Annotated in this window: 11 protein-coding genes and 1 riboswitch; of the genes, 9 read left to right on the top strand and 2 right to left on the bottom strand. The window is 35.6% G+C overall.

The annotated features are described in order from the left end of the window. Positions 1 to 20: 20 nt before the first annotated feature. Positions 21 to 158: riboswitch (glycine riboswitch) on the top strand. A 191-nt stretch (positions 159 to 349) separates the two neighbouring features. Genes gcvT through gcvPB form a run of 3 tightly spaced genes read left to right on the top strand, consistent with a single transcriptional unit; the run spans position 350 to position 4,281 of the window. After that, entirely contained in the window at positions 350 to 1,459 is a 1,110-nt protein-coding gene (gcvT, locus tag D8M06_RS02945) for a glycine cleavage system aminomethyltransferase GcvT (RefSeq protein WP_121202850.1), read from the top strand. Between the two features lie 13 nt (positions 1,460 to 1,472). Then, positions 1,473 to 2,825: an aminomethyl-transferring glycine dehydrogenase subunit GcvPA gene (gene gcvPA / locus D8M06_RS02940; protein WP_121202849.1), complete on the top strand. Its 1,353-nt coding sequence runs from the start codon at positions 1,473 to 1,475 to the stop codon at positions 2,823 to 2,825. Further along, a complete protein-coding gene (gene gcvPB / locus D8M06_RS02935) occupies positions 2,818 to 4,281 on the top strand; it encodes an aminomethyl-transferring glycine dehydrogenase subunit GcvPB (RefSeq protein ID WP_121202848.1) in 1,464 nt (487 codons plus the stop codon). The genes gcvPA and gcvPB overlap by 8 nt, the downstream gene beginning before the upstream one ends. A 42-nt stretch (positions 4,282 to 4,323) precedes the next feature. Here the strand turns inward: gcvPB and D8M06_RS02930 are convergent, their stop codons facing one another. Next, positions 4,324 to 4,698 (bottom strand): rhodanese-like domain-containing protein, encoded by a 375-nt coding sequence (locus D8M06_RS02930; protein WP_121202847.1) that lies wholly within the window; start codon positions 4,696 to 4,698, stop codon positions 4,324 to 4,326. Positions 4,699 to 5,061: 363 nt separating this feature from the next. Here D8M06_RS02930 and D8M06_RS02925 point away from each other — a divergent pair, with 363 nt between their 5' ends. The 3 genes from D8M06_RS02925 (at position 5,062) to D8M06_RS02915 (ending at position 9,260) form a co-directional block, all read left to right on the top strand. Continuing rightward, a complete protein-coding gene (locus tag D8M06_RS02925; protein ID WP_121202846.1) occupies positions 5,062 to 7,620 on the top strand; it encodes a vitamin B12-dependent ribonucleotide reductase in 2,559 nt (852 codons plus the stop codon). A gap of 230 nt (positions 7,621 to 7,850) precedes the next feature. After that, on the top strand, positions 7,851 to 8,273 hold the full coding sequence (gene mntR, locus D8M06_RS02920; RefSeq protein ID WP_121202845.1) for a transcriptional regulator MntR: 423 nt from the start codon (positions 7,851 to 7,853) through the stop codon (positions 8,271 to 8,273). Positions 8,274 to 8,363: 90 nt separating this feature from the next. Beyond that, a complete protein-coding gene (locus D8M06_RS02915) occupies positions 8,364 to 9,260 on the top strand; it encodes a patatin-like phospholipase family protein (RefSeq protein ID WP_121202844.1) in 897 nt (298 codons plus the stop codon). Positions 9,261 to 9,292: 32 nt separating this feature from the next. Here the strand turns inward: D8M06_RS02915 and D8M06_RS02910 are convergent, their stop codons facing one another. Beyond that, positions 9,293 to 9,682, bottom strand: coding sequence for an SA1362 family protein (locus tag D8M06_RS02910; protein ID WP_121202843.1), 390 nt, complete (start codon positions 9,680 to 9,682; stop codon positions 9,293 to 9,295). A gap of 343 nt (positions 9,683 to 10,025) precedes the next feature. Between D8M06_RS02910 and D8M06_RS02905 the strand changes: the two genes are divergently transcribed. The 3 genes from D8M06_RS02905 to efp all read left to right on the top strand — a co-directional run bounded on the left by D8M06_RS02905 (position 10,026) and on the right by efp (position 12,312). Further along, positions 10,026 to 10,523, top strand: a complete 498-nt coding sequence (locus tag D8M06_RS02905; RefSeq protein WP_121202842.1) for a YqhR family membrane protein — start codon at positions 10,026 to 10,028, stop codon at positions 10,521 to 10,523. Between the two features lie 145 nt (positions 10,524 to 10,668). Then, positions 10,669 to 11,730: a M24 family metallopeptidase gene (locus D8M06_RS02900; RefSeq protein ID WP_121202841.1), complete on the top strand. Its 1,062-nt coding sequence runs from the start codon at positions 10,669 to 10,671 to the stop codon at positions 11,728 to 11,730. Positions 11,731 to 11,754: 24 nt separating this feature from the next. After that, positions 11,755 to 12,312, top strand: a complete 558-nt coding sequence (efp, locus tag D8M06_RS02895; RefSeq protein ID WP_121202840.1) for an elongation factor P — start codon at positions 11,755 to 11,757, stop codon at positions 12,310 to 12,312. The last annotated feature ends 214 nt before the right edge of the window (positions 12,313 to 12,526 follow it).

Below are 12,526 nucleotides of genomic sequence, written 5' to 3'. Positions count from 1 at the left end.
ATCCTAAATATATGATGCGGATGATTACAAGGGGAGAGTTTATTAATTTCTGTGTTCATCAAAGAGGATAAACAGACTTTTGGTATAGCAGATATTAGTAACGCCGAAGGAGCAAGCTTTGAAGCGAATCTCTCAGGCAAAAAGACTCTTGTGGGACGCAACTCTGGAGAGAGTTTACAATAAGTAAACCGCCTACGAAGCAAGTGTATACATGATGTTAGGTGTTCTAAGGTATTTGCCTTAGTGTATACATGCAACTTTCTGGTTGAAGGACAGAGATTTCCTATCATTTAGTAGGAAATCTCTGTCCTTTTTTGATTTAATGAAAATTTACAAGGGAGTGGATGAAATGAGTGAGTTAAAGAGGACCCCGTTATTTCCTGAATATGCAAATCATGGAGGCAAAACAATTGATTTCGGTGGATGGGATCTGCCAGTCCAATTTTCTGGGATTAAAGAAGAACATCAAGCCACAAGGACAATAGCTGGCCTTTTTGATGTATCGCATATGGGGGAAATTAAAGTGAAAGGTCCAAAAAGTTTGGAATTCTTGCAATTTATGACTACTAATGATGTTTCGAAGTTGTCTCCTAAACGTGCCCAATATACCATTATGTGCAATGAACATGGTGGTACAGTAGATGATCTAATTATCTATATGTTAAATAAAGATGATTATTTATTAGTAGTAAATGCAGCAAATACAGAAAAAGATTATAAATGGCTAAAGAAACACAATACATATCAAGAGGAAGAAGTACAACTGGAAAATGTGTCTGAAAATTATGTTCAATTAGCTCTTCAAGGTCCCAAAGCAGAAGATATATTACAAACACTCACAAATAAGAACCTAAGTGAGATTAAGTTTTTCCGATTTGAAGACGATGTTTATTTTTCGGGTATCGACAAGCCGGCAATTGTTTCGAGAACTGGTTATACAGGGGAAGATGGCTTTGAAATTTATATCGACAAATCAGTAGGTCGAAAGCTTTGGAGATTAATTCTAGCAGCGGAAAATGAAATCAAGCCAGTTGGGTTGGGAGCTAGGGATACCTTGCGTTTTGAAGCAAACCTTGCCCTATATGGCCAAGAATTGTCTGAAGAAATATCTCCGATAGAAGCTGGTTTAGCATTTGCTGTAAAAGTAAATAAAGGTTCACAATTTATAGGTAAAAGTGCATTAAAAGAGCAAGTAGATAAAGGGACAAAAAGAAAGTTGATTGGTATCGAGATGGTTGACAAAGGGATTCCTCGCACGGGATATGATGTCCTTTTTAGCAATGAAAAAGTAGGATATGTGACATCTGGTACGCAATCTCCTACTCTAAAGAAAAATATTGGCTTGGCATTAGTGAAGTCAGAACTTGCAGTAGAGGGCACAGAATTATTTGTTCAAGTACGTAAGCGAACATTAAAAGCAAAAGTAGTACCAACGCCATTTTATAAGCGAACAAAATAAGGGGGAACTAATCATGGAATTTCGGTATTTACCTATGACTGATACAGATAAAAAAGAGATGTTAGATACAATCGGTGTTAAGACAACAGAAGAATTATTCTCTGATATTCCTGAAAAAGTTCGTTTACAGGAAGATATGAGTCTTAAGAAACCTGCCAATGAATATCAGTTAAAAAAAGAACTAACAGAGATGGCAAATAAAAATGTGAATCTAAAAGAATATACATCGTACTTAGGTGCTGGGGTTTATGATCATTATATTCCATCGGTAGTAGATCATGTTATTTCAAGGTCAGAATTTTATACTGCATATACGCCTTATCAACCAGAAATATCACAAGGGGAATTGCAAGCGATTTTTGAATTTCAAACGATGATTTCGGAATTAACAGGAATGCCGATTGCAAATTCATCCATGTATGATGGTGGTACCTCTTTAGCAGAAGCAGTTAATTTAAGTGCTGCCCAAACAAAAAGAAAAAAAATACTCATTTCCAAAACAGTTCATCCCGAATCACGAGAAGTAGTGGAAACCTATGCAAAAGGGCAAAATCTGGAAATCGTGGAGATAGACCAAATGGATGGTTCTACTAATTTAATGGAGTTAGAAGAAAAATTAGATGAATATACAGCAAGTGTTGTTATCCAGTATCCCAACTTTTTTGGACAGATTGAGCCGCTTGAAGAAATAAATAAATTGATTAAGCAGCAAAAGAAAACCATGTTCATTGTTTCCAGCAATCCATTAGCATTAGGTTATTTAACCCCTCCTGGTCACTTTGAAGCAGATATTGTGGTTGGAGATACACAAGTATTTGGTATTCCTGCTCAATTTGGTGGTCCACACTGTGGTTATTTCGCTACAACAAAGAAACTTATGCGAAAAGTGCCAGGTAGATTAGTTGGCCAGACAGTTGATGAAAATGGAGTCCGTGGTTTTGTACTGACGCTTCAAGCGAGAGAGCAGCATATTAGAAGAGAAAAAGCTACCTCGAATATTTGTTCAAATCAGGCGTTGAATGCCCTTGCAAGCTCGGTGGCAATGAGTTCCATTGGAAAGCAAGGTCTAAAAAAAATGGCATTGTTAAATATGCAAAAAGCCAGATATGCAAAACAAAAATTAGAGGAAAAAAATATACAGGTAGTGTATAATGGTCCATTTTTTAATGAAATGGTGGTAAACCTAACACAATCCGTTAAAGAAGTAAATGATAAATTGCTAGAAAAGAGGATTGTTGGTGGCTATAATTTAGAGAAAGATTATCCAGAATTAGCTCATCACATGTTGATTGCTGTAACAGAAATTCGCACAAAAGAAGAAATTGATACTTTTGTTAAAGAATTGGGGGATATCATCCATGTCTAATCAAGACTTTCCATTAATTTTTGAACGTAGTAAACCTGGAAGAACAGGTTTTAGCTTACCCGAATTAGATGTGCCAGAAGTAGAATTGGAAAACGAATTAGATGGAATATACATTCGAAAAGAAGAACCAGAACTGCCTGAACTCAGTGAATTAGAACTCATGAGACATTATACTGGTCTTTCTAACCGAAATTATGGGGTTGATTCGGGATTCTATCCATTAGGTTCTTGTACGATGAAATATAATCCGAAAATAAATGAAGATATTGCAAGATTGGACGGTTTTAGTCATATTCACCCATATCAAGATCCAAAAACAGTCCAAGGTGCGATGGAAATGATGTTTGAATTGCAAGAGGCATTAAAAGAAATAACAGGAATGTATGAAATTTCCCTACAATCTGCGGCAGGTGCGCATGGGGAATGGACAGCATTAATGATGATTCGCCGCTTTCATGAAGCAAATGGAGATTATAATAGAACAAAAGTAATCGTCCCAGATTCAGCTCATGGTACGAACCCAGCTTCTGCAGCGGTAGCTGGTTTTGATGCAGTAACTGTCAAATCAAATGAAAATGGTCTAGTAGATCTAGAAGATTTAAAACGAGTGGTTGGTGACGATACAGCAGCACTCATGTTAACTAATCCAAACACTCTCGGATTATTTGAAAAGGAAATCCTAGAAATGGCAGATATTGTCCACGAGGCTGGAGGTAAACTATATTATGACGGGGCAAATCTTAACGCGATTATGGGATATGCACGACCAGGGGATATGGGATTTGATGCAGTTCATTTAAATCTTCATAAGACATTCACTGGTCCCCATGGGGGCGGTGGTCCAGGTTCTGGTCCTGTTGGAGTTGCTAAAGAATTGGAGCCATTCTTACCTAAACCTGTATTAACCAAGAAAGATGATCAATATATCTTTGATGATAACCGACCACAATCTATCGGCAGGATAAAACCATATTACGGAAATTTTGCTATTAATCTTCGTGCTTACTCTTATATTCGTACAATGGGAGCAGAAGGACTGAAGAAAGTAAGTGAATATGCGGTTTTAAATGCCAATTATATGATGCGGAGATTGGAAACAGCTTACGATTTGCCGTATGAACAGCATTGTAAACATGAATTTGTGCTGTCAGGGAGAAAACAAAAGAAATTGGGAGTGCGCACATTAGACATTGCAAAACGTTTGCTAGACTTCGGATATCATCCACCAACCATTTACTTCCCGCTAAATGTGGAAGAGGCGATGATGGTGGAGCCAACCGAAACAGAATCTAAAGAAACGTTAGATGGGTTTATTGATACCATGCTTGGAATTGCTAAAGAAGCAGAGGAAGATCCTGAAATCGTTCAGGAAGCACCGCATAACACAATTGTTAAGCGGATGGACGAAACAACTGCAGCACGGAAACCTATTTTACGTTATTATCCTCAAAGTTAAAACAGGAAGACCCAAGGTTATTCACAACCTTGGGTCTTCTTATTAATGTCCAGACTTAATTTTACCTGTCCATTTTTTAAATCCACCTTTTAATTGGTAGATATCTTGATATCCTTTTTTATGAAGTAATTGTGCGGCTCTAGCAGATCTGGATCCACTTTGGCAATATAGATAAACAGGTTTATCTTTGCGCATTTCTATTAATCGTTGCTTCATTTGGGTTACTGGTATGTTCCTTGCACCAAGAATATGACCTTTTTCAAATTCTTGTGGCTCTCGAACATCAATTAATTGAGCCTTCCTATACCCTTTAACAAACTCTTCTTCTGTAAGGGTTTTTAGATATGCGCGCTGGCGATAATAACGAAAAATACCAACTGCGAGAAATATTACTAGAGCGATAATTAAAATTTCCATATTTGTCCCCCGTCTTTCACAATTATACATATAATATTATATGTTTAAATTAATATTTTTAAAAGTTTTTTCTCTGTTTGTTGCCGATAAAAAAGGGATATTCTTTGTGTCAAGCAAAGTCGAAATAGCAAATCTAAAAAAAGTTAATGTAGTAAAACTAGCTAGTAATACCTTGGTTTATCTATCGTTTTTAATTGTTTTCATAGATTCCTTCAGTTGACAAAAAGCTTTAAACCCCATATATAGTATTTGGTGTAAAAAATAACACTATATATTGTTTTACTATCATTTACATGGTATTGTAATAGTATCATAAATTTATACATTATGTATACTTTTATTATTGATTAAGGGAGCGATTAAATGTCAATTGTTGTCGAAGGAAAGAATGAAATCAACATAGAGGTACTTAACGAAGATATAAAAAAATTTGATGCAGTACATCCAATAACAGACGATATGAAACTTACACATAAAGGTGTTTCTCGTTTAGTCATGCTAGACCGTTATTCATTCAAAGATACAACAAAGAAAACGCTAAAAGTTGGAGATTTTGTCGTTTTAACTGTAAAAGCGGATCCTAAATTTCCTGCAAGAGGTTTAGGATTTATAAAATCCATTGATTGGAAGAAGAAAGAAGCAGAAGTGAAAGTTGATTCAGAATATGTATCAGTACTAGATGATGTAAAGGAAGCAGAGACAGGAGTTGTCAGACGTTCTCTTGATACTATTGATAAACCTTTGGAAGTTTATTATGAACAAATTGCAAAGCGGAATGCTGCTGGGTTATCTGCAGTAGAAAAAACAGAGGGGAAAAAGTTGGAATGGAATACTAATTTCTATGACGAATTATCGAATCTGAATTTCATTCCTGCTGGACGAGTACTTTATGGAGCTGGCGCAAATACAGAAGTAACCTACTTTAACTGCTATGTGATGCCATATGTAAAGGATTCACGTGAAGGTATCTCTGATCATCGTAAAAAAGTAATGGAGATTATGAGCAGAGGTGGAGGAGTAGGAACGAATGGTTCTACACTAAGACCGAGAAACGCTCTTGCTAGAGGGGTAAACGGTAAATCATCTGGTTCTGTATCGTGGTTAGATGATATTGCGAAACTTACTCACTTGGTAGAACAGGGTGGATCAAGGCGTGGAGCTCAAATGATTATGTTAGTAGATTCTCACCCTGACATTATCGAGTTTATTATTTCTAAAATGCAAAACCCAAGAATACTACGATATTTGATCGAAAACACAGAAGATGAACAAATTAGAAAACATGCTCAAGAAAAACTGAAATTCACTCCACTAACTGAAACGGAAGAAGATCTTTACCAAGGTATTCTTAATTACCGAAGTATCCCAGGACAAGGTGGATTTACAGATGCAGCTATTCGTGAAGCAGAGGAAAAATTAACAACAGGCGGGACATATGCTGTTCATAATCCAGAATTTCTAACTGGAGCTAATATTTCTGTATGTATAACGAAGGACTTCATGGAGGCTGTTGAAAATGATGATTATTACGAACTTCGTTTTCCGGATGTAGAAAACTACACAGAACAAGAAATGAAGGAATACAATGAACAATGGCATGAAGTTGGTGATGTTCGCAAATGGGAAGAAATGGGATACGGAATACGAGTTTATCGTCACATGAAAGCAAAAGAGCTTTGGAAATTGATAAACATCTGTGCGACATACTCTGCAGAACCAGGAATTTTCTTTATTGACAATGCGAACGACATGACCAATGCTAAAAGTTATGGACAGCAGGTAGTAGCAACAAATCCATGTGGGGAACAACCTCTTGCACCTTATTCTGTCTGTAACCTTGCTGCAGTAAATTTAGCGGAAATGGCAAACAAAGAGACAAGCACAGTAAATTTCGATAAACTAAAACAAACCGTACAGACTGGTGTGCGAATGCAAGATAATGTTATCGATGCAACCCCTTATTTCTTAGAAGAGAATGAAAAGCAAGCATTAGGAGAAAGACGAATAGGTTTAGGAGTTATGGGACTTCATGACCTGTTGATTTACTGCGAAACGAAATACGGATCTAAAGAAGGAAACCAATTAGTAGATCAAATCTTTCAAACAATCGCTATTACGGCATACCAAACATCTATTGAATTAGCTAAGGAAAAAGGAAGTTTTCCATTTTTAATTGGAGAGACAGAGGAAGAAACAAAACAGTTACGTGAAGCATTTATTAATACAGGTTACATGAAGAAAATGCCTGAAGAAATTCGTCAGGGCGTTTTGGAACATGGTATACGTAACTCCCATTTATTGACTGTTGCACCAACTGGAAGCACTGGTACAATGGTCGGAGTATCTACAGGACTGGAACCATATTATTCCTTCTCTTATTTCAGAAGTGGTCGATTAGGGAAGTTTATTGAAGTAAAAGCAGATATTGTACAAGAATACTTGGATAGCCATCCAGAAATAGATCCGGATAACTTGCCAGATTGGTTTGTAACATCCATGGACTTAGCACCTGAAGATCATGCTGATACACAGTGTGTAATTCAGCGTTGGGTTGACAGTTCCATCTCTAAAACAGTAAATGCCCCTAAAGGATATTCTGTTGAACAGGTGGAAAGCGTTTATGAACGATTATATAAAGGTGGAGCTAAAGGTGGAACAGTGTATGTGGATGGAAGCCGTGATACACAAGTTCTCACACTAAAAGCAGAAGAAAATACATTTGAACAAACGGAATTATTCCCAGAAGATGAAAAGCCAAAAGTGGTACTAGTTGATACAGTTCAAGAATTGGATAAAACTAGTGTAACTATTGGTTCGGAAGTTGGAAATACGTGCCCAGTTTGCCGTGAGGGTACAGTTGAAGATATTGGCGGTTGTAACACATGTACTAGCTGTGGCGCACAATTGAAATGCGGTCTGTAAAGATTGACGAAAAGAGCTAACTTCTAAGAAGTTAGCTCTTTTTACTAGGCTGTAGTTCCTCCGTATTAAACAACGCTTCCAGTTTGTATCAATTCTGATGCAAACAACACTCATGAAAAAAGGCTTTTGCTTTAAGTACTTTACTTGTTTAAGATAATAATTTCCTGTATGCTCATAATACAGAAACAATTTTGCGTAGACTAAAAATAAGACAGAAAAGAGGGAAACTCATGCCAACTCCGAGTATGGAAGATTATATAGAAATCATATATAACCTAATGGAAACCAAAGGATATGCACGTGTCTCTGCAATTGCTAAAGCCTTATCCGTGCACCCTTCTTCCGTGACGAAAATGATCCAAAAATTAGATAAAGATGATTACTTAGATTATGAGAAGTATCAAGGATTTGTTTTGACTAAGAAAGGAAAAAAAGTTGGAGAGCGTTTAGTCTACCGACATGAATTATTAGAAGAGTTTCTTGAGATAATTGGAGTGGAAAAAGAAAACATCTATAATGATGTTGAAGGTATAGAGCATCATTTAAGCTGGAATTCCATTGACCGAATTGGCGATTTGGTGAATTACTTTAAATCGAATGATACGAGAGTAGAAGATTTGAAGAAATTTCAGAATGAAAATAATGAAGCATGAATAAACGAACTTAAAATAAAAAAGTTCTAAAATGCTCAACTTATGCTTAAAGATAATGTATACCTACATTTAGGCATAAGGGGAGAGAAGATGAAAATAGATGCCGTATTTTCTGGTGGCGGTGTAAAAGCTTTTGCCTTTGCTGGGGTTTTAGAAAGTTTTAAGGATCATGACTTAGATATTGAAAGGGTTGCAGGAACATCTGCAGGCGCAATGGTGGCATCCTTTTTAGCAGCCGGTTATAAAACGGATGAAATTCTTCACTTAATACGTCATCTTGAATTGAAGGAATTCTTAGATCCTCCAACTTTGACTAATTATATTCCATTCAGTAAATGGTTATTTTTTTATTTTCAATTGGGAATCAATAAAGGAAAAAAACTAGAAAACTGGTTATACGAGCAGCTAGCAAATAAGGGTGTTTATACTTTCAATGACATTAAAGAAGGTTATCTTAAGGTTGTAGTAAGTGATTTATCTTTGGGAAAATTAATTGTCATTCCTGATGATTTAGAAAGAGTATATGGACTTAATCCTAAATTCTTTCCAGTTTCTAAGGCAGTAAGAATGAGTGCAGGCTTTCCATATTTTTTTATGCCCAAAAAACTACCAGGAAAAACAAATAAAAAAAGTATTATTGTGGATGGTGGACTACTTAGTAATTTTCCACTTTGGTTATTTTCTGATGGAGAAGAAAAAAGAGATACAAGGCCTGTTTTAGGTGTGAAATTTACCGGTTCGATAGAGAAACAAAACTATCCTAGGGAGATTAAGAATGCTTTTGATATGTTCACTGCATTGTTTGCGACCATGAAACAAGCGCATGATACCCGTTATATTTCTAAAGCAGCTAAAAATAACATCCTATTTATTCCAATTAATGATATTGATTCAGTTGATTTTCATATTAGCCAACAAGTCAAACAAGAGTTATATGAAATAGGGAGAAACTATTCCAATGATTTCTTAAGATACTGGCCAAGATAAACGTGATTAGAATGAAAAGACCGTGCTCAATTTTAAAATGAAGCACGGTCTTTTCGTTTGGATTTATTTCCCTCAATAACTTTTAAATGTGAAGCTGTACGCTTAGTTCTCTTTTTCTTAATTAGATTGGGCTGTTTCTTAGTAAGAGGTTTTGCATTCTTGCTAGGTATGTTTGGTGCATCTTTGTGATATTTCTCTTTGGATTGACGTACTGCTTTTTTATATTTTTTCATATCGTTAGAAGGAGCTCTATTTTTCAAGAAGACAAAATAGATTAAAGCAAATATCGCTAATCCAATACCAAGAGTTGTGAAAATGCTTCTAAAAAAGCTTCCAGGTTGTGTGAAAAGTTGGGATAATAAACCAACTACTCCTAACCCGATGATCACATAAAACAACCAAGACCATTTATTGCGAGCCACTAGAATCTCCTCCTTTTCTTATATATATCTGGAATCAAAGCAGATATCTACCTCTAGATGTTGTTTCCAGATTATGTATGGTATAACAATTTTTTCATCAATAATTCAATTTTTTCCTTTTTCTTATTATTTATTCATACTTTCTTAACCTTTTTATCTATGTCACTGATTTTATTTAAGGGATTTTTAATAATTATATATATCCCCTAATACTATTTTACTAAATTGCGGCAAATATAACTAGTGTTTATTACTATATTTCTTAATAGTCAAATAAATATTATACAAAAGACTATGTGATTGGTTTTATTGTATTTGGCAATAATATAGTTGAGGTGATATTATGGCAGAAAATAATCAACTGGAACAAAACAAACGAAATGAGGATTCAATGTCTTTATTGGCTAGGTCCTTATTAACGGGATTTATCGGAGGGCTTTTTTGGAGTACCATAGCAGTAATTCTGTTTTATTTTAATTTCTCCAAGGTATCTCCTAAATCGTTCATATTAAGGTCCTGGTTAAAGACAGATTGGACAAGTAGTTGGTTAGGGGATCTAGTATCAATTGTCCTCATTGGAGTGTTGTCTATGATTATAGCCTTGATTTATTATGGCACATTGAAAAAAGTAAAATCAATGTGGGTAGGAGTGTTATATGGTATTATCCTATGGGCAATTATATTCTATTTACTTCAGCCAATATTCAATAATGTACCAGGATTATTTGATTTAGACACAAATACTATAGTGACTACTCTTTGTTTATATATATTATATGGTATTTTTATTGGATATTCGATTTCTTACGATTACCATGAAACACAAGTGAAAGAAACTTAATGGTCACCCTTCTTAAACTGTTAATAAAATACCTGCATGTTACAAATGGTTATCAAAACAGCTCCATTTATGGTAAACTAAAAAATAGTTAAATTTTAACAGCCGTTCAACTATTGTAGCAGCGGGTTAAAGAAGGGATGGAATCATGGAGAAATTAGCTAATTTAAAAGGAAAACTTGAAGAGAATGATTTAGACGGCATTTTAATTACTAGTCCTTATAATAGAAGGTATATAACTGGTTTCACAGGTACGGCAGGTGCAGCGATCATTTCTAAAGATGATTCTCGTTTTATTACCGATTTTAGATACACCGAACAGGCCACTGCTCAAGCAGAAGGATTTAAAATAATTGAACATAGTAATACACTTGAAAACGAACTGAAAATACAGCTAAAGGATATGAATATTAAACGTTTAGGTTTTGAAAAGGACCATGTAACCTATGGTGTTTATCAAGCATATAAAGATTCATTTGATGTCGAATTAATCCCTGTTAGTGGAATAATTGAAGAAATACGCTTAATCAAATCTGATGAAGAACTAGGAATATTAAAACAAGCTGCTAAAATTGTGGATGATGCTTTTGAACATATACAATCTTTTATTAAACCTGGTGTAAAAGAAATTGATATCTCAAATGAACTTGAATTCTTTATGAGGAGACAAGGTGCCACTTCTTCCAGTTTTGATACGATTGTTGCTTCCGGATACCGCTCAGCACTGCCACACGGAGTTGCATCAGATAAAGAAATCCAATCTGGTGAACTAGTAACATTGGATTTTGGAGCTCTGTATAAAGGATATTGCTCGGATACAACAAGGACTGTTGCAGTTGGTGATATATCCGATCAGTTAAAAGATATCTATTATACTGTCTTAGAAGCCAATCAACGAGGGGTTAATGGAATAAAACCCGGGCTGACTGGGAAAGAAGCGGATGCTTTAACCAGAGATTATATCGAAGACAAAGGTTACGGCAAATATTTTGGTCATTCAACAGGGCATGGAATTGGACTAGAAGTGCACGAAGGACCAGGATTATCTAAACGTTCGGATGTAAAATTAAAACCAGGTATGGTTGTTACCGTGGAACCTGGTATTTATATTGCAGGTGTTGGTGGTTGCCGAATTGAGGATGACATTGTTATTACAGAGAATGGGAACGAACGCCTGACATTTGCATCAAAAGAACTTATACAATTATAGGGATACGAAACGGAGGACACTTTAATGATTTCTGTAAATGATTTTAAAACGGGTTTAACGATCGAAGTAGATAACGATATTTGGCAGGTGATGGAGTTTCAACATGTAAAACCTGGTAAGGGGGCTGCCTTTGTACGATCTAAACTCCGTAATCTTAGAAACGGTGCTATTCAGGAAAAAACATTCCGTGCAGGAGAGAAAGTAAGCAGAGCTCACATAGAAAATAATAAAATGCAATATTTATATGCTTCAGGGAATGCCCATGCTTTTATGGATATGAATACGTACGAACAGATTGAAATCCCTGGTGAACAAATTGAGTATCAATTGAAGTTTATGAAAGAAAATATGGAAGTTAACGTAATTAGTTATGAAGGTGAAATACTAGGTGTTGACTTACCTAATAATGTCGAACTTGAAGTAACAGAAACAGAACCAGGTATTAAAGGTGATACTGCTAGTGGTGGAACAAAACCAGCAACATTAGAAACGGGTCATGTGGTACAAGTACCGTTTTTTGTAAATAAAGGTGACGTTTTGGTTGTCAACACATCAGATGGCAAATATGTTTCTAGAGCGTAAATAACATAAAAATACTAAGATTAGTGGGTAAAATCATCGACGGATGATTTACCCACTATTTTTCTTTTTAGAGTATAGGCTGGGACAAAAACTAAAGTGTTTAACTCAGAAAACGAACAATGTGCTACATAGCGAAGTATATTTCCGGAGCGGTATTTATGCACCAATCCACCAATCGTGTTCGGGTTTTCCTTTGAGAAAATACTTTTGTCTC

It is taken from the genome of Oceanobacillus halophilus (assembly GCF_003628505.1).
Classification (GTDB): Bacteria; Bacillota; Bacilli; order Bacillales; family Amphibacillaceae; genus Oceanobacillus; species Oceanobacillus halophilus.
The sequence above is the reverse complement of the archived record's forward strand: the minus strand, read 5'-3'. Positions and strand labels throughout refer to the sequence as shown.